General features: G+C 73.7%; 15 protein-coding genes and 1 pseudogene. 5 read left to right on the top strand and 11 right to left on the bottom strand.

The features are described 5' to 3' along the window. A pseudogene (locus DT057_RS36935) lies at window positions 1-89 on the top strand (transglutaminase-like cysteine peptidase); the annotation flags it as partial. An 85-nt stretch (window positions 90-174) separates the two neighbouring features. Here DT057_RS36935 and DT057_RS26415 read toward each other — a convergent pair. Then, window positions 175-465, bottom strand: a complete 291-nt coding sequence (locus DT057_RS26415) for a hypothetical protein (RefSeq protein WP_128565073.1) — start codon at window positions 463-465, stop codon at window positions 175-177. A gap of 337 nt (window positions 466-802) precedes the next feature. Between DT057_RS26415 and DT057_RS26410 the strand changes: the two genes are divergently transcribed. Then, the gene (locus tag DT057_RS26410) at window positions 803-2,239 is read left to right on the top strand and encodes an SGNH/GDSL hydrolase family protein (RefSeq protein WP_128565072.1); all 1,437 of its coding nucleotides are present in this window, start codon (window positions 803-805) and stop codon (window positions 2,237-2,239) included. Between the two features lie 75 nt (window positions 2,240-2,314). Here the strand turns inward: DT057_RS26410 and DT057_RS26405 are convergent, their stop codons facing one another. From DT057_RS26405 to gltB, 3 genes are all read right to left on the bottom strand, one after another. Continuing rightward, entirely contained in the window at window positions 2,315-3,748 is a 1,434-nt protein-coding gene (locus DT057_RS26405; RefSeq protein WP_128565071.1) for a glutamate synthase subunit beta, read from the bottom strand. A gap of 51 nt (window positions 3,749-3,799) precedes the next feature. Continuing rightward, the gene (locus DT057_RS26400) at window positions 3,800-4,411 is read right to left on the bottom strand and encodes a glutathione S-transferase family protein (RefSeq protein ID WP_128565070.1); all 612 of its coding nucleotides are present in this window, start codon (window positions 4,409-4,411) and stop codon (window positions 3,800-3,802) included. 113 nt (window positions 4,412-4,524) lie between these two features. Continuing rightward, a complete protein-coding gene (gltB, locus tag DT057_RS26395) occupies window positions 4,525-9,225 on the bottom strand; it encodes a glutamate synthase large subunit (RefSeq protein WP_128565069.1) in 4,701 nt (1,566 codons plus the stop codon). A gap of 685 nt (window positions 9,226-9,910) precedes the next feature. Here gltB and DT057_RS26390 point away from each other — a divergent pair. Then, window positions 9,911-10,987, top strand: a complete 1,077-nt coding sequence (locus tag DT057_RS26390; protein WP_128565068.1) for a threonine aldolase family protein — start codon at window positions 9,911-9,913, stop codon at window positions 10,985-10,987. A 158-nt stretch (window positions 10,988-11,145) separates the two neighbouring features. After that, window positions 11,146-12,249 carry a hypothetical protein gene (locus tag DT057_RS26385; protein ID WP_128565067.1) on the top strand — a complete coding sequence of 368 codons (1,104 nt, stop codon included), beginning with the start codon at window positions 11,146-11,148 and terminating at the stop codon, window positions 12,247-12,249. A 139-nt stretch (window positions 12,250-12,388) separates the two neighbouring features. On the opposite strand, the gene DT057_RS26380 is transcribed toward DT057_RS26385, so the two are convergent. The 7 genes from DT057_RS26380 to DT057_RS26350 all read right to left on the bottom strand — a co-directional run bounded on the left by DT057_RS26380 (window position 12,389) and on the right by DT057_RS26350 (window position 21,472). After that, window positions 12,389-12,631, bottom strand: coding sequence for a hypothetical protein (locus DT057_RS26380; RefSeq protein ID WP_128565066.1), 243 nt, complete (start codon window positions 12,629-12,631; stop codon window positions 12,389-12,391). 151 nt (window positions 12,632-12,782) lie between these two features. Beyond that, window positions 12,783-13,853, bottom strand: coding sequence for a GSCFA domain-containing protein (locus DT057_RS26375; protein WP_128565065.1), 1,071 nt, complete (start codon window positions 13,851-13,853; stop codon window positions 12,783-12,785). After that, window positions 13,850-14,578 carry a hypothetical protein gene (locus DT057_RS26370; RefSeq protein ID WP_128565064.1) on the bottom strand — a complete coding sequence of 243 codons (729 nt, stop codon included), beginning with the start codon at window positions 14,576-14,578 and terminating at the stop codon, window positions 13,850-13,852. The genes DT057_RS26375 and DT057_RS26370 overlap by 4 nt, the downstream gene beginning before the upstream one ends. Before the next feature lie 34 nt (window positions 14,579-14,612). Continuing rightward, the gene (locus tag DT057_RS26365) at window positions 14,613-15,680 is read right to left on the bottom strand and encodes an FkbM family methyltransferase (protein WP_128565063.1); all 1,068 of its coding nucleotides are present in this window, start codon (window positions 15,678-15,680) and stop codon (window positions 14,613-14,615) included. Window positions 15,681-15,750: 70 nt separating this feature from the next. Beyond that, window positions 15,751-19,449, bottom strand: a complete 3,699-nt coding sequence (locus DT057_RS26360) for a glycosyltransferase family protein (RefSeq protein WP_128565062.1) — start codon at window positions 19,447-19,449, stop codon at window positions 15,751-15,753. Between the two features lie 119 nt (window positions 19,450-19,568). Continuing rightward, entirely contained in the window at window positions 19,569-20,621 is a 1,053-nt protein-coding gene (locus DT057_RS26355) for a glycosyltransferase family protein (RefSeq protein WP_238313782.1), read from the bottom strand. Window positions 20,622-20,773: 152 nt separating this feature from the next. Further along, window positions 20,774-21,472, bottom strand: a complete 699-nt coding sequence (locus tag DT057_RS26350) for a hypothetical protein (protein ID WP_128565060.1) — start codon at window positions 21,470-21,472, stop codon at window positions 20,774-20,776. Between the two features lie 203 nt (window positions 21,473-21,675). Here DT057_RS26350 and DT057_RS26345 point away from each other — a divergent pair, with 203 nt between their 5' ends. Beyond that, complete coding sequence (locus DT057_RS26345) at window positions 21,676-21,945, top strand: hypothetical protein (RefSeq protein WP_128565059.1); 270 nt, start codon at window positions 21,676-21,678, stop codon at window positions 21,943-21,945. Window positions 21,946-22,169 lie beyond the last annotated feature (224 nt).

Here is a 22,169-nt window from a genome sequence, read left to right as displayed (position 1 = left end):
ACACCTTCATCAAGCGCGAGGCCCAGGACGCTGTCGCCTGGGTCTCCCTCGGCCGCGCCGTGTCGCCGGTGACGACGGCCAACCGCTGAAGCGCGCCGGCGGCCTGGACGCGGGTCCGCCGCGGACGGGACCGGGACGCCGGGAGAGGCGACGGGGCGGGGCCGCGGGCCCGGCTCACGGCGGGGCGCCGCGCGAGGGGTCCGGCCGCCGGGCGTCCTCGGCGAGGGCCGCGCTGGCGCGGGTCCAGGGCAGCGGTAGGATCACCCGGACCGCCGCCGCCGCGGGGGCGGGCATCCCGGGGCCGGGCCGCGCGGGCGCGGCGAGCGGCCAGGGCTCGAGCGGATCGAGGCCCGGCCGCAGCGACACCGCAGCCGCCTCCCGGCCGCCCTGCCCCAGGAGCACGCCCGCGCAGAGCGCGAGGAGGATCATGGCCTGAACGCCGAGCCGTCGCACCGCCTGTCCCATGGGTCGAGCCTGCCTGCCGCCGCGGCGGCCATGCCGCGGCGGCCGTGCCGGGGGCGGTCGCTCGCGCGGGACGACCATCGGCCGGGCGCGCTTAACGGCCGGCCCTGCGCGGCCGGGCGCGGGCGCGCCGGGGCCCGGCGACGTCGATTCATGCTGAATCGGCCCTCATCGCGGGCGCCGGGACCCGCGCCGCCGGGATGTCCCGGTTCCGGCGCCGGGCCGCCCCGGGCGCAGCGCCAGGCAACGAAGGTGCGTTTCGACGCCCGGCGCGTTATGCTGCGGAGGCAGGCCGCCCCGTCCGCGCGGGCGGCCGCGCCGGTCCGTGTGCGGGGAGACGATGCTGGTAGCTTGGCGGGTGGCGCGGGGCGCGTGCGGCGAACGCCTCGCCCGCGCCCTTCTGGTCGGCGGGCTGGCGCTCCCGCTCCTCGGGAGCGCCGCCGGCCCGGCGCGGGCGCAGTGGGGCCTCGACGACGGCTACGGCCAGCGCCGGGCGGTCGAGGATCCCTACGGCTACCGCCGCCGGCGCGACTCCGACGGCTACGGGCGGCAGGTCTACCGCCGGGCTCCCGCACCGGCCCCCGAGCCGCAGCGGCAATTCTACTGGCCCTGGGAGGAGCGCCCGGCGCAGCCGCAGGTCCAGGAGCCGGCGCAGCCCGGCGGCTATTCCGGCGGCTACCGGACGCCGCGGCCGCGCCGCGAGGCCCGCGAGCCCGTCCGCAGCCACGAGGGCCGCTCCGTCCAGCGGCCGAAGCCCCGCCCGGCCCCGGTCGCCGCCAAGCCCCCGGCCGCCAAGCCCAAGACCAATCCGGGCACCCAGGTGGCGGTGTTCGGCGATTCCCTCGCCGACCTCCTCGGCCAGGGCCTCGACACCGTCTACGAGGCGAACGGCGACGTGGTGGTGATCCGGCGCGCCAAGGGCGACAGCGGCCTCGTGCGCAAGGACGTGGTCGACTGGCCCAAGGCCGCCGAGGACTACCTGAAGTCCAATCCCAAGGTGAGCTACGCGGTCGTCATGCTCGGCGCCAACGACCGCCAGCCCCTGCGCGACGGCGAGCAGACCGTCGAGGCGCTGAGCGACCGCTGGCGCGTCCTCTACCGCGACCGGGTCGATGCCCTGCTGCGGGTGTTTTCCGACCGCAAGCTGCCGGTGGTCTGGGTCGGGGCGCCCCCGATGAAGAGCGACGGTCTCTCGGCGGACATCTCGTCGCTCAACGAGATCTTCCGCGATCGGGTCCAGCGCGCCGGCGGCGTCTACGTCGACATCTGGCCGGCCTTCCTGGACGACCAGAACCGCTACTCCGCCACCGGTCCCGACCTCGAGGGGCAGCCGGCGCGCCTGCGCACCTCGGACGGCGTCCACTTCACCCAGGCCGGCGCCCGCAAGGCCGCCCACTTCGCCGACGTGGAGATCAAGCGGCTGATGGAGGCCAAGGGCGTGGTGCCGGCGGTGCCGGACGCCGTGGCGGCGGCCCCGGCGCCGGAGGCCGGCGCCGCACCCAAGCTCGACGACGACGCGGCCATCGACCGCCTGATCACCGCGATGCTGCCGAGCCTGCCCGAGCCGCCCGGCATCCCGGCCCTGCCGGTGAAGCCGGCCGCCGGCCCGGTGGTGCCGCTCACCCGCAACGAGATCTCGCCCGGGGGCCAGCTGACCAGCGGCCGGCCGCGGGCCGAGGGCGACGCCGGCTACACGATGGAGCGCAGCCTGACCCGCGGCGCGGCGCCCGCGCCCCAGCCGGGCCGGGCCGACGATTTCCGCTGGCCGCGCAGCTGAGCGCGGGGCTCCGCGCGGGCGAGGCGCCCGGCCGGAGCACGCGGCTCCCGGGGGATTTCCCCCGGGGAGGCCCGCTCAGAGCGGCAGGGTCGTCGCCCCCATGAGCGTCTCGTCGATGGCGCGGGCGGCCTGGCGGCCCTCGCGGATCGCCCACACCACCAGCGACTGGCCGCGGCGCATGTCGCCCGCCACCCAGACCTTGTCGTTCGAGGTCCGGTAGGCGGTGTCGTCGGCCTTGACGTTGCCGCGGGCGTCGCGCGCGACGCCGGATTCCTCCACCAGCCCCGTGGCGAGCGGGCCGGCGAAGCCGATGGCCATGAAGACGAGGTCGGCGGGGAGCAGGAACTCGCTGCCCGCCACGGGCTTGCGCCGCTCGTCCACCCGGGCGCAGACCACGCCCCTCACCTGGCCCTTCTTGTTGCCCTCGATCCTCAGGGTCGCGGCCTGGAACTCGCGCTCGGCGCCCTCGGCCTGGCTCGAGGAGGTCCGCATCTTGGTGGCCCAATAGGGCCAGACCGTCAGCTTGTCCTCCCGCTCCGGCGGGCGGGGGCGGATGTCGAGCTGCGTCACCGAGAGGGCGCCCTGCCGGAAGGCGGTGCCGACGCAGTCGGAGGCCGTGTCGCCGCCGCCGATCACCACCACGTTCTTGCCGGAGGCCACGATCGGCGGCCCGCCGTCCCGGGGCTCGGGCTCGGCGCCGACCCGGCGGTTCGACTGGACGAGGTAGGGCATGGCGAAGTGCACGCCCTCGAGCTCCTGGCCGGGCAGGCCGGGATCGCGCGGCGCCTCGGCGCCGCCGGCGAACAGCACCGCGTCGAACTCGTTGTGGAGGCTCACGAAGGAGCGGGTGACGCCGACGTTGACGCCGTAGTGGAACCGCACCCCCTCGGCCTCCATCTGCCGCACCCGGCGGTCGATGTGGCGCTTCTCCATCTTGAAGTCGGGGATGCCGTAGCGCAGGAGGCCGCCGGCCTTCGCCTCGCGCTCGAAGACGTGGACGTCGTGGCCGACCCGGGCGAGCTGCTGGGCCGCCGCGAGGCCCGCCGGGCCCGACCCGATCACCGCCACGCTCCGGCCGGTCCTGGCCTTGGGGGGCTCGGGCACGACCCAGCCCATGGTCCAGGCCTTGTCGGCGATGGCCTGCTCGATCGTCTTGATCGCGACCGGCTGGTTCTCGAGGTTGAGGGTGCAGGCCTCCTCGCACGGCGCCGGGCAGATGCGGCCGGTAAATTCCGGGAAGTTGTTCGTGGAGTGAAGGTTGCGCGAGGCCTCCTCCCAATCCGCGTTGAACACGAGGTCGTTCCAGTCCGGGATCTGGTTGTGGACCGGGCAGCCGGTCGGGCCGTGACAGAACGGGATGCCGCAATCCATGCAGCGGGCCGCCTGCTTCTTCAGGTCGTGCTCGTCGAGCGGCAGGGTGAATTCGAGGAAGTGCCGCACGCGGTCGGCGGCGAGCTGATACTTCTGCTCCTGCCGGTCGTACTCGAGGAAGCCTGTGACCTTGCCCATCGGGAGAAACTCGAAAAGTTCGGGGAGGTGTTCGGGCCGGCGCCGGGTTCGTCAGAGCCCTGCGACGGCTGCGGGATGGTCGCGGCGCAGGCCGAGAGCCTCGATGCAACGCGCGAGCCAGGCCCGCACGGCGGGCCGGGGCTCCAGGTCGAATCCGCCCTCGTCGGCGAATTGCGTATAGGCGAACAGCGCCACGTCCGCGATGGTGAACGCGTCGCCCGCCAGCCACGCGGCGGCGGTCAAGTGTCGCTCCATCAGGTCGAGGGCCGCCTCCCCGCCCGCCACCTTGCGCGGGTCGCGGGTCTCGGCCGGCTCGCCCCTGTAGCGCATGTGGAAGCGGCAGACCGCGATCGTCGGCTCGTGGCTGTACTGCTCCCAGAACAGCCACTCGTCGATCTTCGCCTGGGTCCAGGCCTCGTCGGGCAGGAGGGCGCTGCCGCGGGCGAGGTGGCGGATGATGGCGTTCGACTGCGCGAGGCAGCGCCCGTCCGGGAACGCCACGCCCGGCACCTGGCCGGCCGGGAAGCGGGCGAGGTAGTCCGGCGTGCGGCTCTCGCCCCGCATGATGTCGACCGGCACCCAGGTGTAGGCGAGGCCGAGGCGGTCGGCGACGTACTTCACCTTCAGGCAGTTGCCGGACTTGTCGTCGCCGTAGATCTCCATCCCGAGCCTCCCTGGGCAACGATGCCGATCTCAAGCCCCCCGGGGAGCCCGGGCCCGGAGGGGGGTCCTCCGGTGCCGGACGCGCAAGGCCCCGTTCCGCGGCGCGGCGGCGGCTACTCCGCCGCCACCGGCATCCGGGCCCGCTCCATCTCGCGCAGGGCCCGGCGGTACTCGACGGGCATGACCTTGACGAACTTGGTGCGGAGCGTGTCCCAGTCGTCGATGATCGCCTTGGCGCGCACCGAGCCGGTGTACTTGAGGTGATTGTTGATCAGGCCGACGAGGCGCTCCTCGTCGTGGCCCGACATGTCGGCCAGGATGTCGATGCGCCCCTTGGTCTCGAGATCGCCGTCCTGGTGGAAGCGGCGCATGAACTCGTCCTCCGCCTCGACCGGCTCCAGGTCGACCATGGACAGGTTGCAGCGCTTGGCGAAGGAGCCGTCCTCGTCGAACACGTAGGCGATGCCGCCCGACATGCCGGCCGCGAAGTTGCGCCCGGTCTCGCCGATCGACACCACGACGCCGCCGGTCATGTACTCGCAGCCGTGGTCGCCCATCCCTTCCACCACCGCGATGGCGCCCGAGTTGCGGACCGCGAAGCGCTCGCCGGCGGCGCCCCGGATGTAGGCCTCCCCGGCGACGGCGCCGTACAGCACGGTGTTGCCCACCATGATGGTCCGGTCCGCCGGCGAGCCGAGGGCGTCGGAGGGCCGGATGATGAGCTTGCCGCCCGACAGCCCCTTGCCGACGTAGTCGTTGGCGTGCCCGGTGAGGCTGAGCGTCACGCCGGCGGCGAGCCAGGCGCCGAAGCTCTGGCCCGCGGTGCCGGTGAGCTTCAGCGTGATGGTGTCGTCCGGCAATCCCTCGTGCCCGTGCGCCTTGGCGACGAGGCCCGACAGCATGGCGCCCGCGGCCCGGTCGGAGTTGCGGATCACGTCCTCGACGGTGACGGCCTCGCCGGTCTCGATGGCGCCGCCGGCCGCCGCGATCAGGCGGCGGTCGAGGACGTGGTCGATCGGGTGCTTCTGGGTCTCGACGTGGCGGAGCGCCACGTGCGCGGGCACGTCCGGCTTGTGGAACAGCCGGGTGAAGTCGAGGCCCTTGGCCTTCCAGTGCGAGATGGCGGCGAGCTTGTCGAGGTACTCCGAGCGGCCGATGAGCGCGTCGAGCGTGGTGGCGCCGAGGGCCGCCATCAGCTCGCGCAGCTCCTCGGCCACGAAGAAGAAGTAGTTGATGACGTGCTCGGGCGTGCCCTTGAAGCGCTTGCGCAGCACCGGATCCTGGGTCGCGACGCCGACCGGGCAGGTGTTGAGGTGGCACTTGCGCATCATGATGCAGCCGGCCGCGATGAGGGGCGCGGTCGAGAAGCCGAACTGGTCGGCCCCGAGCAGCGCCGCGATCAGCACGTCCCGGCCCGTGCGGATGCCGCCGTCGGCCTGGAGCGCCACCCGGCCCCGCAGGTGGTTGAGGACGAGGGTCTGCTGGGTCTCGGCGAGGCCGATCTCCCAGGGACCGCCGGCGTGCTTGATCGAGGTCAGGGGGGCGGCGCCCGTGCCGCCGTCGTAGCCCGAGATGGTGATGTGGTCGGCCCGCGCCTTGGCGACGCCGGCCGCGACCGTGCCGACGCCCACCTCCGACACGAGCTTGACCGAGACGTCGGCCGCCGGGTTCACGTTCTTCAGGTCGAAGATGAGCTGGGCCAGGTCCTCGATCGAGTAGATGTCGTGGTGCGGCGGCGGCGAGATCAGGCCGACGCCCGGCGTCGAGTGCCGGACCTTGGCGATCTTGGCGTCGACCTTGTGGCCGGGCAGCTGGCCGCCCTCGCCGGGCTTGGCGCCCTGCGCCACCTTGATCTGCATCATGTCGGCGTTGACGAGGTACTCCGCCGTGACGCCGAAGCGGCCCGACGCCACCTGCTTGATGGCCGAGCGGCGCGAGCGGCCGTCCGGCAGGGGCCGGTAGCGCTCGCGCTCCTCGCCACCCTCGCCCGAGTTCGAGCGGCCGCCGAACGAGTTGACGGCGATCGCCAGGGTCTCGTGCGCCTCCTTGGAGATCGAGCCGTACGACATCGCCCCGGTGGCGAAGCGCTTGACGATCTCGGAGGCCGGCTCGACGGCCGAGAGGTCGACGGGCGTGCGCCCGATCTCCGCCGCGCTCTTGATGCGGAACAGCCCGCGGATGGTCTTGAGGTGGTTCTCCTGCTCGTTCACCAGCCTGGCGAAGGCGCGGTAGCGCTCGGGCACGTTGAGGCGCACGGCGTGCTGGAGCATCGCCACGGTGTCGGGGGTCCAGGTATGGGCCTCGCCGCGCAGCCGGTAGGCGTACTCGCCGCCGACGTCGAGGGCGTTGCGGTAGACCGGCGCGTCCCCGAAGGCGTCGCGGTGGCGGCGCGCCGTCTCCTCGGCGACCTCGGCCATGCCGATGCCCTCGATGGTCGTGGCGGTGCCGAAGAAGTCGCGCTCGACGAAGGTCGAGTTGAGGCCGACCGCGTCGAAGATCTGCGCGCCGCAATAGGACTGGTAGGTCGAGATGCCCATCTTGGACATCACCTTCAGCAATCCCTTGTCGATCGACTTGATGTAGCGGTAGACGATCTCGTCGTCGGTGAGCTCCGGCGGCAGCTCGTCCTTCATGCCGATGAGGGTCTCGAAGGCGAGGTAGGGGTTGATCGCCTCGGCGCCGTAGCCGGCCAGGCAGGCGAAATGGTGCACCTCGCGCGGCTCGCCGGATTCGAGCACGAGCCCGACGGAGGTGCGAAGCCCCTTGCGGATCAGGTAGTTGTGCACGGCCGCGGTGGCCAGCAGGGCGGGAATCGGGATGCGGTCGGGACCGACCGCCCGGTCGGACAGCACGATGATGTTGTAGCCGCCGCGCACCGCCGCCTCGGCCCGGTCGCAGAGCCGGTCGAGCGCCCCGTCCATCGCCGGCGCGCCGGTCTCGGCCGCGTAGGTGATGTCGAGCGTCTTGGTGTCGAAGCGGTCCTCGAAGTGGCCGATGCAGCGGATCTTCTCGAGGTCCGCGTTGGTCAGGATCGGCTGGCGCACCTCAAGGCGCTTCTTGCGCGAGGTGCCCTCGAGGTCGAGGATGTTCGGCCGCGGCCCGATGAACGAGACGAGGCTCATCACGGCCTCCTCGCGGATCGGGTCGATCGGCGGGTTCGTCACCTGGGCGAAGTTCTGCTTGAAGTAGGTGTAGAGGAGCTTCTCCTTGTCGGAGAGCGCCGAGAGCGGCGTGTCCGAGCCCATGGAGCCGACCGCCTCCTGGCCGGTGACCGCCATCGGCTGCATCAGGAGCTTCAGGTCCTCCTGCGTGTAGCCGAAGGCCTGCTGGCGATCGAGGAGCGAGACGTCGGTGCGCGCCTCGCGCGGCTGCACCGGGCGCAGGTCCTCGAGCACGATCTGGGTGCGCTTGAGCCAGTCCTTGTAGGGGTGGGCGGCGGCGAGCTCGCCCTTGATCTCCTCGTCGGAGACGATGCGGCCCTTCTCGAGGTCGATGAGCAGCATGCGGCCGGGCTGGAGGCGCCAGGACTCGACGATGCGCTCGTCGGGGATCGGCAGCACACCCATCTCGGAGGCGAGCACGACGAGGCCGTCATCCGTCACGATGTAGCGCGCCGGGCGCAGGCCGTTGCGGTCGAGGGTGGCGCCGATCTGGCGGCCGTCGGTGAAGCAGAGGGCGGCGGGCCCGTCCCACGGCTCCATCAGGGCGGCGTGGTACTCGTAGAAGGTGCGCCGCTCCTCGCTCATCAGCGGGTTGCCGGCCCAGGCCTCCGGCACGAGCATCATCATGGCGTGGGCGAGCGGGTAGCCGCCCTGCACCAGGAACTCGAGGGCGTTGTCGAAGCAGGCGGTGTCCGACTGGCCCTCGTAGGAGATCGGCCAGAGCTTCGAGATGTCGTTGCCGAACAGCTCGGAATCGACGCTGGCCTGCCGGGCCGCCATCCAGTTGACGTTGCCCCGCAGCGTGTTGATCTCGCCGTTATGGGCCACCATCCGGTAGGGATGGGACAGGCGCCAGGTCGGGAAGGTGTTGGTGGCGAAGCGCTGGTGCACCAGCGCCAGGGCCGAGACGAAGCGCTCGTCCTTGAGGTCGAGGTAGTACCGGCCGAGCTGGTGGACCAGCACCATGCCCTTGTACACGATGGTGCGCGAGGACAGCGAGACCGGGTAGAACTCCTTCAGGCGCTCGTCCTTCAGGGTGTAGACGGCGTTGGAGATCACCTTGCGGACGAGGTAGAGGCGGCGCTCGAAGGCGTCCTGGTCGGCGCTCGAGGCGGGCCGGCCGATGAACACCTGGCGGTGGCGCGGCTCGCTCAGCCGCACGCTCTCGCCGAGGTCGCTCGAATCCACCGGCACGTCGCGCCAGCCGAGCAGCGTCAGGCCCTCGTCGGCGATCGCCTTCTCGACGATGCCCTCGACGAGCCGGAAGCCGTCCTCGTCGCGGGGCATGTAGAGCTGGCCGACGCCGTAATGGCCGGTCTCCGGCAGGGTCATGCCGAGCCGCCCGGCCTCCGCCGCGAAGAAGGCGTGCGGCACCTGCACCAGGATGCCGCAGCCGTCGCCCATCTTCGGGTCGGCCCCGACGGCGCCGCGGTGGTCGAGGTTCTCCAGGATCTGGAGCCCCTGCTGGACGATGGCGTGGCTGCGCCGGTCGCGCATGTCGGCGATGAAGCCGACGCCGCAGGCATCCTTCTCGCGGCCGGGATCGTAGAGCCCCTGGGGGGCCGGCAGGGCCGGGTCGCGCACGATCAGGACCGGGGCCGCCGGCCCGCGGCCGGGGGCCTCGGGGTGCTGGGACTGGTCCGTGCCGCTCATCGTCTCGTCTCCCAAAAAGGCTCGCGGGCGAGCGCGCTCAAACGTCGGGCGGCCTTCGGGCAGGGCGCCGGCCGGCCGATGTGCCTGCCGCAGAGGCAGGCGGAGTGCGCGGGCGGTGCAGGACCGCCGCGGAGGCGGGCGATCCGTGCCCGGGGACCGCCACCTGGTTGTCGTCGGAGGGTCGGCCGCGTCTCGCGAAGGGAGCGCCCGCACCTCGCGAGCGCTCGACGGGCTGGCGTCAGCCGGCGTGCGCCCGCACCGCCCGGTGGGCGGCGCGTTTCAAATCTCGTTTGGCCGTCGTGCAAGCCACAAGCCAGCGCCCTTCAGGCCGGGGAGCGCGCTCGCCCCCGGCGAAATGGGACAGCGGTACTGTCCTAACTTCGGAACCTGCCAGATTTCAACGAGTCCAGCAAGGGGCCACGGCGGCGGCGCCCGACCCTTTCTTGCGTAACGCGGCGCTCGGCCGCAAGGAAATGCCGAATCCTGCGCGGGCGGCGCAGTTTTTCTCGGCCGGGCGGGGGCGCGGGGCGCCGGCGGGAGACCGCGACGGAGCCCGGGCGGGATGCATGGGCGTCATGAGCGCGGCCCGGTCGCGCCGGCGCGCGGGAGGCGGCATGATCGCGGCGAGACCCCGCGGACGGGCCCGCCCCACGACGGGCCGCCCGACCCGACCGGAGAGCCACCGATGAACTTCGCGAGCGACAACGTGGTGGGCGCGAGCGCTCCGATCCTGGAGGCGATCGTGCGCCACAACGCGGGGGCGCTGCCGGCCTACGGGGCCGATCCCCTGACGCTCGGCCTCACGCCGCGCTTCCGGGAGGTGTTCGAGCACGGGGACCTCGCGGTGTTCCCGGTCGCGACCGGCACGGCGTCGAACGCCCTGGCCCTCGCCGCCATGGTGCCGCCCTTCGGCCTCTGCCTCTGCCACGAGGAGGCCCACGTGATGGAGGACGAGTGCGGCGCGCCGGAATTCTACACCCACGGCGCCAAGCTCCAGGGCCTGCCCGGCACCGGCTCGAAGATCGATCCCGCCGCGCTCGCGGCCTGGCTCGCGGCGCTGCCCCGCCACGTGAAGCAGATGCCGCCCCGCGCCTTGTCGCTGTCGCAGCTGACCGAGAGCGGCCAGGCCTACGGCCTCGACGAGATCGCGCGCCTGAGCGACATCGCCCACCGCCACGGCCTGAGCGTGCACATGGACGGGGCGCGCTTCGCCAACGCGGTCGCGGCGCTGGGGTGCAGCCCCGCCGAGATGACCTGGAAGGCGGGGGTCGACATCCTGTCGTTCGGTGCGAGCAAGAACGGCGCCCTCGCGGCGGAGGTCATCCTGGTGTTCCGGGCCGACCTCGCCGAGACGCTGGAGTACCGCCGCAAGCGGGCCGGCCATCTCCTCTCCAAGGGCCGCTTCCTCGCGGCGCAGCTCGACGCCTACCTGGCCGGCGACCACTGGCTCGCCAATGCGCGCCACGCCAACCGGATGGCGGCGCGCCTGGCCGAGGGCCTCGGGGCGCTGCCGGGCGTGCGCCTGGCCTGGCCGGTGGGCGGCAACGAGGTCTTCCCGATCCTGCCGGCCGCCCTCGACCGGGCACTGCGGCAGGGCGGCGCCCTCTACTACGACTGGACGAGCCGCAGCCTGCCGCCGGGCGAGGCGGTCGCCGAGGGCGAGGCGCTGGTGCGGCTCATCACGGCCTTCTCGACCGGCGCGGACGAGGTCGACGCCTTCCTGGACCTCGCCCGGCAGGCGAGCCGCCGGGCAGCCGCCTGACATCGCCCGCTTGGCGGGCCGCCGGCTCGACGGGCCGCCCGCGCGGCATGCCCCCCGTATTCCCGCCTCAATCACCCGGTTAACAGGAGGTGTCCAAGCACGAGGGGAGTGCGGGCCGCGCGCCCGGCATAACCCCTGAAACAAGGGAATGCGGGACGATGACTGCTCAGCGGTCCAAGACGAGCGCGGCCGGCCTGGCCGCGCTCGCCCTCGCGGCCCTCGCGCCGGCGGGCGCCGCGCTGCTGCGGCCGGAGCCCGCGCGGGCCCAGGGCTACGGCTACGAGGAGGTCGACGCCGTGCTGGCCCCGCGGGCCGTGCTCCGCCGGCTCGGCCAGGAGGGCTTCACGGCCCTCGGCCACCCGCGCTTCGACGGCGAGACCTACCTGGTCGAGGCCGACAGCCCCTGGGGCAACCGCGTCCGGCTCACCCTCGACGCGCGCAGCGGCCGCATCCTCGAGCGCGAGCGCCTGGAGGCGCCCCTCTATCCCCCGGCGGCGATCCCGGGCCGGCGGCCGGGCTACGGCTGGACCGAGGCCGACGTCCGCCCCGGCCCCCGCCCGGACCCGTATCTCGAGCGCCCGGCCATGGCCGCGCCCTATCCCGGCCCGGTGCCGCGGGGCGTTCCCGCGCCGCGGGAGCCCTTCCCCCAGCGTGAGACCCTCGCGCCGCGGGACTCCGTCCCGCCGCGAGGCGAGGTCCTCCCGCGAGGTGAGGTTGTCCCCGAGGGCCGCCGCGTGGCGGCCCGGCCGCTGCCTCCGAGCGACGAGCCGCGCCCGGCCTCGATTCCCGCCGCGCCGGCCACCCGCACGGCGCTGGGTGCCAATCCGCTCGGGCTGAACCCGGACGGCCCGCGGGCGCGCAGCGGCCCGGTGACGCAGCCGGAGGCGGCCAGGCCCGAGGCCCCGCGCAGGACGGCGGCCCGGACCTCCCCGGCAAAGCCGATCGAGAGCCCGGCCGCCCTGACGGAGCCGCGCAAGCCGCCCCAGGCTACTCCCCAGGTGCCGCAGGCCGGCACGCTGCCGCAGGCCGGCACGCTGTCGCAGGCCGGCACGCCCGCCCCGGCCGCCCCCGTGCGGGCCGACATCAGGCCGGCGTCGGAGCCGGCCGCCTCACCGGCGGCGCCGGCCCCGGCGAAGACGGTGGAACCAGCCTGGAAATCGCCCCCCGCGGGCGGCCGCCCGGTCCGCGTCATCGGCGGCATCACGCCGGTCCCGGGCCGCGGCGAGGCCGCGAAGACCGGCGCGGACGCGCCGGGCGAGTAGGCCGCGGCGGCCTTCCCCCCATTTGGATCGCGAATTGTGCGGCGTCCGTCCCGGCCGGGACGGGCGCCGCTCGCCCGTCGGGCCCCTGCCGCTCGCCGCGTCCGCGAGGGCGCGGCCCCATCACCCGGGCCGCCGCGCCTCAATGGGCCTGGCCCGGGCCGAGGGAGCGGTAGAACGCGATCACGTCGCGAAAATCCTGGTCGACCGGCGTCACCGGGAGCGCGAGGCGCAGGCTGAGCCCGGCGAGGCCGGCCAGGAGGCCGAGGACGAGGCAGGATCGCGGGGACATGCGGGCGGAGCGCTGGGTCGGAGGATCGCCGCGCTCCATGCAGTACGGCCGGGCCGAGGGCAATCCCGTGCGGAGCGAGGGGGCGGAGCTCAACGCGGGATCGCGACCGGCCCGGCCGCATGCAGGGCACTCTAGCAAACGAGTGATGAATGTCAACATTCGTCACTCGGCACTGCCCGCCAATCCGCCGACGGGGCGCCGGGCTCGCGCAGCGGGCACCGGCCCGGCACGCCGGGCCGCGAGATCAGGCGCCGAGCATCGCCTCGTCGCACTCCGCCTTCACGAGCCGGGACAGGTCGTCGAACAGCGCCGAGCGCCGCGGGGGCGCCGCGGCCGCCGGGACGGGGCAGAACTCCGGGCCCTGCTCGGTGGCGTTGCGGGCGAAGGACGCCATGACGTGGGCGACCCCGGCCTCGCTCACCGAGCGCAGGTCGTCGAGGATGTAGCTGCCGCGATTGTGGATGCCGCTGATGATCTCGTAGGACGGGAAGTAGGCCACCTCCTCCGGGTGGCGGCGCGCCAGGGTCTCGGCGGCCACCCGCAGCACCGCCTTCGAGTAGGTGTTGGAGGCCAGCACGTGCCGGTCCTCGGCGGTGGCCGCCAGTGCCACGGGCGACACCGTGAGGATCAGGCGCGCCCTCGGGTTCACGGAGCGGATCAGCGCCAGGAAGGCCTCGACGTCGGCCACGATCGCGTCGACGCCGGAATTGACGAACAGGTGCCGGTCCGGATCGAAGCGGCCGGCCGCGACGCCCGGGCAGAGCGGATAGGCCGCGCCGTCCTCGGCCGAGATCCAGGCCTCCGTCAGCCCGAGGGTGAAGACCAGGTAGTCGAGCTCCTCCAGGAGGCGGCGGACGCAGGCGAGGTGCCGGGCGCGGTCGGCCTCGAGCTCCGCCACCGAGATGAAGCCGCCCGGCTGCACGGTCGGCCGGTAGGGGTCGTAGACCGCCTCGCCCGGCCCGGTCCAGGCCCGGTCCGCCGGCTCGAACAGGCCGAGGGCCCGCTGCACCAGCTGCAGCATCTGCCGCGCCGTGTAGACGTTGCCGTAGCGGGCGGAGAACTGCTCGTAGGCGCAGGGCCCGGCCACGTTGGCGATGAACGGGTGGGCCGTCTCGGTGACGAGGTAGGCGAAGCCCTGCGCCTTGAGGGAGCGGCCGATATGCTGGGCAAAGCAGCTCCCGGCGGTGGCGACGCGGTCCTGCCGGGTGAGCCGGAACGGGAACCCGACGGCCGGGTCGACCTCGGCCATCGCGGGGGCCGCCACGGCGTGCCGCCACTTGGTGTAGGAGGGGGCCTCGGCGTAGGGGTGCCTCATCGGGTCAGCCTCTCGATCTGGTCGGCGACGAGGGCGCCGTAGGCGACGTTGGCGTGGGTCGAGCTCGTCTCGTGGGCGAATTCGGGCCGCAGGAACCCGTCCGGGTCCACCGCCTCGGGGGGCGCGGGCAGGAACGCGATCCCCAGCGTCTCGCAGGCCTCCGCGAACAGGGCCGAGTGCAGCCGCCACATCTTCAGGCGCAGCCAGCTGTCGGCGACCTGCGCCTCCGGGTACGTCTGGATGAAGTACTGGTCCATGCGCGACCGGATCAGGTCGCCGTCGCGCAGGGGCGGCGGCGACTCGAGGTGGTAGCGCATCTCCGGCACCGCGAGGCCGGTGGCGTGCAGCATCGACAGGTCGCCCTCGTCCAGGATGGTCCGGAACGAGAGCCGGACGCTGGCGTACGGGACGAGCTCCGCCCGGGGGCTGACCGGCTCGGCGCCCCCCGGCGTCATGAAGTCGAAGGGCGGCTCCGTCGCCATCAGGGCGAGGACGTTGTGGGCGTTCCCGGCGATGGTCGAGATGCAGAGGGTCTCGGGTCCGACCTGCCGGCGCAGGCCGGCGGCGACGCCGGGGTCGAGCCGGTAGCCCTCCCCGGTCGCCACCACGGGGTTCGCCCCCGACGGCATCCCGACGACGCCCCAGCCCACCGCGGCCGACCGGGCCTGCAGGGCCTGGACGATGCTCTGGGTGTGGCTGTGCCCGATCAGCAGGATGTCGGCCATCGCGGTGCTCCGTGTCGCGGACGGGCGGCGGGGATCATGCCGGGACGGGCTCGCGCGGCGTCGCGCCGGCCGGCGCCAGGCCGGAGAGCAGGCCCGCCTGATAGTTCATGATCTCCTGGGCCCGGATGCGGTCGCGGCGCAGGTCCAGGAACTGCTGCTCGAGCAGCTCGTAATCCTGCCGGCCGACGAAGCGGGCGGGGTCCGGGGGAAGCACCACGCCCGGCCGGTGCGAGACCTCCGGGACCGTCCGGTAGGCGTCGGCCGGCAGGCTCCAGCCCTCCGTGCCGGTGGTGCTCGGGGGCGGCGCGTAGCGCCGGTCGACGACGGGGTGGAGGGTGACCGCCTCCGGCAGGTCCAGGGTCTCGCCGTCGGGCAGGCAGAGCACGTTGACCTCGCAGGTGCCGCCGAAGATGTTGCCGTCATGCCCCCGGAAGTTGCGCCGGTTGTACGGGTTGGCGACGTGCCAGTGCAGCCGGTAGCCGGCCTCCTCGAGCAGCGTCGCGATCTCGACGAAGTTCGTGTCCGAGGTCTGCTCGAAGTAGATCACGGGCCGGTGGCGGGCGATGGTCTGGGCGGCGCCCGCGAGGACGTCGAGCTCCATGCCCTCGACGTCGATCTTCACGAGCCGGCAGGCCGGGAGCGCGAGGCTGTCGATGGAGAACAGCGCGATCGGGAGCGCGGAGGCGCCCCGCTCGGAGCGTCCCACGGAGTCGCGGAACGACATGCAGCCGAGGTTCTCGGGGCTGCCCTCGCCCTCGAGGTGCAGGATCCCGGTCTCGCGCCCGACCAGGCCCTCGATCCGGGTCACGTTGCCGGCGCCGTTGAGGAGCAGGTTCAGCGCCAGGAGGTCGCTCGCCCGGCGCTGGCCGTCGATCGCCAGGACGCGGCCCGCCCCGCCGACGAGGCGGGCGAAGGCGATGGCGTGGCTGCCGACGTTGGCGCCGACGTCGAGGACGGTGTCGCCGGGCCGGACGGCGTGCGACAGGAGGTAGATCTCCTCCTCGGCCCACTCGCCGTAGACGCGCAGCGACTGGCCGATCACCCGGTCCTCCTCGTAGTGGGCGACGAGCCCGTGCCGGCCCTTGAAGATCGTGATCGCCATCTCTCTCGTCCTCGATCGCGGTGATGGGAGGCGCCGGTGCGGCGCCGGAAGGGGTGCGGGGGGCGTCGCCTCAGGCCGCGAGGGCCGCCGACTTGTCCACCAGCAGGTCGACCGGGAGCACCGCCGTCGCGGCCTCGGCGGCGTAGTGGACCTCCGCCTCGTAGCGGCCGGGCGGCAGGTCGCGCAGGGGCAGCAGGACCTCGAAGCCCGCGTCCCGGGCCTCGCTGGACTTGAGGTGGGCGGCCACGTCCCCGCGCGGCATCGGGGCGAGGGCGACCCGCAGCGAGCGCTCGGGCCCGACGAGGTTGAGGAACAGGCCGCTCGCCCGCCCGAGGCCCGGCACGAAGGCCCAGCCCCGCAGGTAGAGGTAGCGGTCGCCGTCGATCGACAGGCTGTGGCGCTGCCGGCCGCCGTCGGTCTCGGCCTGGTCGATGGCGATCCGGTGCTCGGGCGGCGGCGCGCTCACCCGGGGCACCGCGTCCGTGCCGGGCCCCGCGACGGCCTCGCGGGAGGCCGGCACGACGCGGTCGGGGAACGCCATCACGGCGTCGTCCGTCTCGTGCACGATGGTCTCGCCCCGGTCCGACTCGGCCACGGCGATCCGGTGCAGGCCGGGCTCCAGGAGGCCCTGGGGGACGGCGAGGCGGAAGCCGCAGAACGAGAACAGCGGGTCCTCGCCCGACAGCGCGGCGGGCGCGCGGCCCCGGGCGGCCTTGAACCAGGCCGCCGCGCCGTCCTGCCGGACGAAGCCGACATGGACCTGCGGCAGGACGCGCCGGCGCGCGCGGTCGGCGGCCCAGCCCTCCACCAGCAGGGCGGGGGCGCCGGCCGGGTCGGGCTGGAGCCGCACGAGGGCGGCGTCGGCCGAGGCCGGGCGCGGCACCGCGGCCGGGCCGGGGGCGAAATCCGCCCGCCCGGCCTGCTCGGGCCCGGGCGCGGCGGTGCCGCCCCGGTCGACCAGGATCGTGCACAGGCTGCCGAGATCCATCACGATGCCGTCGTAGACCTGGAGCAGCCGGACGTCGTGGGGCCCGTCGCGGAGCTGGGCCAGATCGAGGTCGAAGCTGAAGCCCGACGTCTCCGCCGCGGCCTCGCCGAGGTGCCGGGCGACGTCGGCCCGGCGCACGGGCGGGTTCACGGCGTAGATCTCCCGGTCCTCGCCCTTGACGTGCAGGATCACGTCGAGGCTGCGCCCGTGGCCGGCGACGAAGGCCCAGCCCTCGACCCGCAGCCCGCGCGCGACCGCGATGGCGGACCCGGAGGCGGTGCGGTGGTCGGCCTCCAGGCGGTCCACCGCGAGGCGGACCAGGGACTGGCGCTCGGGCGGGACCGTCTCGCGGGCGATGTGGGCAAAGCGCGTCGGGAAGGTGCGCCAGACGTCGGCCTCGCGCGTCTCGCGGGCCGGGCGGGCGGGCGCGGGCGCGTCCCAGCCGCTGCCCTCCTGCTTCCACGACGGGTTGTTGGTGCGGATGCCGCAGGCCCGGCTGCTCAGGATGCAGTCGCGCTCCGGCCTCACGGTCGCGGCCGAGGGGCGGATCGGGTGGGACCGCATCAGGTCGTGGTAGAGGGCGCCGATCTCGGCGACGTGCTCGGCCGGGGAGACCGCGGGGCGGGCCGCGGCGTTGCGGCGCAGCACCGCGAGGCGGTCGCGGTCGAACGCCATGGCGCGGATGACGTCGCAGACCCGCCCGGCGTCGTTCACGCCGACCTTGAAGCCGTCGACGCCGTCGCGCACCCGCTCGCCCGGGGCGCCGAGATCGGTCACGATCGGCACGACGCCCGACGCCCAGGCCTCGCTCAGGGAGATCATGTAGGTCTCGGGCCACACCGACAGGTGCAGCGACAGGTCCACGCCCCGCAGGAGCGAGGGCAGCTCGTGGGCCGCGTAGCCGCCGTGGAGCGTCACCCGCGGCAGCGCGAGGCCGCGCACGTGGCGCTCGAGCTCGACGTCCTGGATGGTGCCCAGGATCACGAACTCGACCGGCTCGTCCCGCAGGGCGCTCATCACGCGCAGGACCGCGTCCGCGCCCTTCGGCCGGGTGAAGTTGCCCGGGATGGCGACCCGCAGGGGCGCGGGCTGCCCGTCCGCCCCGCCGGGCCTCGCGGCGACCGCCGGCCGGTGGGGCGCCGGCGTCAGCATCTCGACGACCCTCACCCGCTCGGGCGCGAGGCCGGGATAGATCGCCCGGACGTAGTCGGCCGTGAAGGGCGTGTTGGCGACGACGACGTCCACCGCGTCCAGCATCCGGGCGATGAAGTTGCGCCGCCGCTGCTGCGCGTCGCCGGAGATGCCGGACGCTCCCAGGCAGATCCCGCACTCGCTGGGCGAGCGGTTCGCGATGTCGCAGAACTGGCCGCGATAGTCGATGAGGTTGAAGCTGGTGCAGACGAGGTAGAAGTCGTGGAGCGTGTAGAGCGTGGGGACGCCGCAGGCCCGGGCGATGACGGGCAGCGACAGCGGCATCCCGATCAGGTGCTGGAAGTGGACGAGGTCGATGTCGTTCTCGACCAGGATCCGCTCGAAGACCTGCTCGTGGGCGGCGTCGTGCAGGGCGTCGGTGCCGACCCCGTGGGGCACGCCGTAGCGGTGGCGCTCGCCCGTGCGGTGGGCGATCAGGGTGTAGAAGGTCGCCCCGCCGCTGGTCTGGGGAAAGACCGTGTAGACCTCGAACTCGGCCAGGCCCTCGGCGAGCTCGTGCTGGTAGGTCTCGACCCCGCCGCCGGGCTGGTGCCCGGCGACGTTGTGGGTCACGAGCAGCACCCGCTTGCGCGCGGCCTCGGCCGTGACCGGCGGGGCCGGGCGGGCGCAGGTGGCGAGCGCGGCCAGGATCGCGTCGACGCGGTGGTCGTAGAGGTGCTCGGCCCGCGCCCGGCGGCGGGCGGCCGCCGCCATGGCGGTGCGCGCCTCCGGGTGGTCGAGGGCCCACTCGATCCGCTCGATCAGCGCGTCCTCGCCGTCGCAGAAGGCGATCTCGGTCTCGGGGTCGAAGTAGCGCCGGGCCTCGGCGCCGCCGCCGAGGGAGATCTGGAAGGCGCCCGCGAGGGCGTTCTCGAACAGGCGCGGCGGCGGCGTCGAGCCGCTGGCCTGGTCGGGCCGCGCGGCCGAGAACTGGCGCTCGAGGTTGAGGGTGATGCGGCTGCGGTTCGCGATCCGGGCGAGTTCCGGGTTCGGCACGCGCCAGTTCGTGAACAGCGCGCGGTCGACCAGCTCGACGGGCGGCAGGTGCGGGTTGGCGGGCAGCGCGATCTTCATCCGCAGCGGGCGGCGCACCCCGGTGAGGATGCGGTTGATCGTGCGGACGCGGTTCGGCCAGGCGGTGCCGACGAAGCAGAGGTCGTACAGGGCCTCCTCGTCCGGCCCGGGGGCGAGGTCGTGGAAGAGGGGGCTCGCCGCGAGCGGCAGGTGGCGGGCGGCCTCGCCGTAGACGGGCAGCGAGGCGAGGTCGTTGGTGAAGACCGCGTCGAAGGGCGCGGCGATGCGGAGGTTCTCCTCCAGCTCGTAGGGGTCCTCCGTGGTCCAGAGGGCGGCCCGGGTCGCCAGGGCGCACAGCCGCGCGATCACCGCGAAGTCGCCGCCCGCCCCGCCGACGGCCAGGAAGGTGTCGCAGCGCTGGCTGCGGAAGACCTCGATGGCGGTGCCGTAATCGGCCTGCCGCACGAGCTCCACCGCCGGATGGCGCTGGAGCGCGTCCACGATGGCGAGGGGGATGTAGGAATTGTGGGTCTGTGCTGCCGTGTCCAGCACAAGGATTCGGAAGGTCGTGCTCACCGGACGGTCTCGCCCTCTCGCGTTCTTGTGTCGGAGCGTCGGGATGTCTCGTCGGTCCGCGGCGGCCGCCCCGGCCGCGGCCGCGCCGCGGATGCCCGTCGTCGGGCCGCGCAGGCCGGTCACTCCGCCGCGATGGCGGGGACGAAGCCCGCCGGGCCGAGCGGGACCAGGTCCGCATCGGTCCCGGCCGGCGCCCGCACGAGGCCGCGCGCGACGAGGTGCGCGACGGCCGCCTCGGCCCGGTGGACGTAGCAATGCTCCGAGAGGGCGCGCTCCTGGGCCCGGCGCGCGATCGCGACGATCGAGGCGGGGTCGTCCTGCGCGCGCTCGATCCAGCGCTTCAGGTCGGCGGGACCGTCGATCAGGACGATCTCCCGGTCCGGCTCGAAGTAGTCGAGGATCTCCAGGCCCTCGGCCAGGAAGAGCTGGGCCGAGCCCATCAGGGCGACCTCGAAGGTCCGCGGCCCGGGGGTCGAGGGGCTCAGGCTGAAGCGGGCGTTGGCGATGCTGAGGTCGCGGCCGATGTTGAGGGTGAACAGCGCCCGCGCCGCGGTGTCGGCGAACATGTCGGGCGTCATGCGCTCGTTGCGCGCGAACGGGATGTCCCGCGGCCACTCCGCCCCGCAGACGTAGGTGCGGCACTTGCGCAGGACGCCCGTGCTCTCGCGCAGGAAGTCGATCCGGTTGCCGTAGGCGTAGCCGCAGAAGAAGACCGTCAGGTCCCGCGGCTCGGCCGGGTCGATCGGGCGGAAATGCGTGTCGAGGCAGCCCGCCAGGGGGAGGTGCACGGCGGGCGTGTCGCCGTAATGGGCGGTCGACCAGCGGTCCGTGTTGAAGACGAGGTCGGCGATGCCGCGCAGGCGGAAGGAGTAGTCGAACTCGTAGGGGTCGTCGTGGACCCAGAAGGCCAGGGCCGCCCCGGCGCCGTCGGCGATGCGGCGCAGGGCCGTGAGGTTGCTGGCATCGACCGCGACCCCGCCCACCGCGACGACGACGTCGACCGGGCCGATCCCCGGCGACGCGATCAGGGCGCCGTAGCCGACCTCCCGCACCGCGACCTGCGGCCCGAGATCGCGCAACCCCCGCGCGATGTAGCGGCGGATGGCCGTGTTGCTGTTGAGCCTGTCCTCGACGGTGCCGGTGACGAGGACGGATAGCGGTCTCTCGGCCATGATCGCCATTGCTCCTGAGGGATGGGGTTTTTTTCCGCGCCGCGCCCACCGCGTCGCCGCGACCGGTGCGTCGCCGCGACCGGTGCGTCACCGCGACCGGTGCGTCGCCGCGCGGGCCGGTGCCGGAGGGGTCCCGCGGTGGTCTGCCGGGGTCAGGCCGCGCGCCGGTGCGCGCCGGCCCCGGGCCGGATTGCGGCCCGGAACACCCGCTCCCAGGCGGCTTCGTCGCCGAGGACGTCGGCGGCGCCGCCGGGCCCCTCGCCGCCGATCAGGTGCAGGTTGAAGGGGTGGCCGTCCGCGAGGGCGACGCGGTCCGGCCGCGCCACGAAATGCACCTCGGCCGCCTCCCCGAAGGTGACCCGGGCCGCCTCGACCAGGGCCGCCATGGCGCCCGCGGTGAAGCGGAAATCCATCGGCGGCGACACCCGCGTGACCTCGTCGAGGTTGCTCTGCGTGTTCGAGACGAAGAGGAGGCAGCGGCGATAGCCCCGCAGCGCCTCGACCTTCGCCAGGAGGTGGGCGAACTTCGCCTTCGTGCGGGCGAAGGTGGCGTCGAGCGCGACGGCGCCGTCCTGCGTGAACTCGTGCCAGAAGTGGAGGTTGTGCGCCGGCCAGTAGAAGTTCGGATGGACCACGATCTCGTCGGGCGCCTCCGGGAACCGGCCTCCGGCAGCCATCCAGCCGGCGAAGCTCCGGGGCGGCATGATCAGCCAGTCGAACGGGGCCGAGGACGCGACCAGGCGCTCCCCGGTCAGGTGCGACAAGAGGTCGACCTGCTTGTTGATCTGCCACGCTGTCTGGCAGGAGACGCCCAGGCTGACCACGGCCGTCTCTGTCCCGAATGCCGACATGCAAGATCCTCGCAAGATCCTCGGAAAACTGATCGAAGAGACCCGCGGCAGAACCGCGGGAAACCTTCGCGTGCGGAACGGCTCAGCGCGCGGGTGCTCGGCCGATGCGACGAAGACTTGGGCGGCCGGAGGTGGGGGGACGAATCAACCGCCGACAGCCATTATGGTTGCGTAAGTATTAAATGCAACCGATGGATGTAGCAATGGCCTCGATCGATCCGCTGATTGCGGTCGGCGTGCTGGCGGCGACGGCCGTCACGGACGCCGCCTACGTGTTCTTCAACGCCGCCGTGGCCGCCCGCCGGCGGGTGCCGGCGGCGAACTGGAGCGCGGTCTGGTACCTGCTCTCGGCCTTCGCGGTGATCAGCTACACCGAGAACCCCGCCTACGTCGCGTTCGCGGCGGCCGGCTCGTGGCTCGGCGCCTACGCGTCGGTGACGTGGCTGGTGCGCCCGGCCAAGCCGCGACCATGAGTCGCTGGCTCGACGTCGCCTGCACGCCGGGGTTGAACTCGGGCGCGGGCCGCGCCCGACCCGCGCGGCCCCGGCGGGACGGGATGCGGCACCACCCCGCCAGGATGGCGCTGGCCAGGACAGGCATGGCTCTCTCCCTCGTCACCCGGCCGGCGCGCGCCCCGCCGCCGCGGGCCCGCCCGCTCCCGGCGCCCCGCGGCGGGGGGCCCGGGCTCCTCGGCGCG

Source organism: Methylobacterium crusticola (assembly GCF_003574465.1).
Lineage (GTDB): Bacteria > Pseudomonadota > Alphaproteobacteria > Rhizobiales > Beijerinckiaceae > Methylobacterium > Methylobacterium crusticola.
This window is presented reverse-complemented; position numbering and strand designations above follow the sequence as displayed.

Excerpts from the sequence above, each read along its gene's own strand:
- DT057_RS26415 (WP_128565073.1), bottom strand. The coding sequence starts at position 465 with ATGGGACAGGCGGTGCGACGGCTCGGCGTTCAGGCCATGATCCTCCTC.
- DT057_RS26410 (WP_128565072.1), top strand. The coding sequence starts at position 803 with ATGCTGGTAGCTTGGCGGGTGGCGCGGGGCGCGTGCGGCGAACGCCTC.
- DT057_RS26405 (WP_128565071.1), bottom strand. The coding sequence starts at position 3,748 with ATGGGCAAGGTCACAGGCTTCCTCGAGTACGACCGGCAGGAGCAGAAG.
- DT057_RS26400 (WP_128565070.1), bottom strand. The coding sequence starts at position 4,411 with ATGGAGATCTACGGCGACGACAAGTCCGGCAACTGCCTGAAGGTGAAG.
- gltB (WP_128565069.1), bottom strand. The coding sequence starts at position 9,225 with ATGAGCGGCACGGACCAGTCCCAGCACCCCGAGGCCCCCGGCCGCGGG.
- DT057_RS26390 (WP_128565068.1), top strand. The coding sequence starts at position 9,911 with ATGAACTTCGCGAGCGACAACGTGGTGGGCGCGAGCGCTCCGATCCTG.
- DT057_RS26385 (WP_128565067.1), top strand. The coding sequence starts at position 11,146 with ATGACTGCTCAGCGGTCCAAGACGAGCGCGGCCGGCCTGGCCGCGCTC.
- DT057_RS26375 (WP_128565065.1), bottom strand. The coding sequence starts at position 13,853 with ATGAGGCACCCCTACGCCGAGGCCCCCTCCTACACCAAGTGGCGGCAC.
- DT057_RS26370 (WP_128565064.1), bottom strand. The coding sequence starts at position 14,578 with ATGGCCGACATCCTGCTGATCGGGCACAGCCACACCCAGAGCATCGTC.
- DT057_RS26365 (WP_128565063.1), bottom strand. The coding sequence starts at position 15,680 with ATGGCGATCACGATCTTCAAGGGCCGGCACGGGCTCGTCGCCCACTAC.
- DT057_RS26355 (WP_238313782.1), bottom strand. The coding sequence starts at position 20,621 with ATGGCCGAGAGACCGCTATCCGTCCTCGTCACCGGCACCGTCGAGGAC.
- DT057_RS26350 (WP_128565060.1), bottom strand. The coding sequence starts at position 21,472 with ATGTCGGCATTCGGGACAGAGACGGCCGTGGTCAGCCTGGGCGTCTCC.
- DT057_RS26345 (WP_128565059.1), top strand. The coding sequence starts at position 21,676 with ATGGCCTCGATCGATCCGCTGATTGCGGTCGGCGTGCTGGCGGCGACG.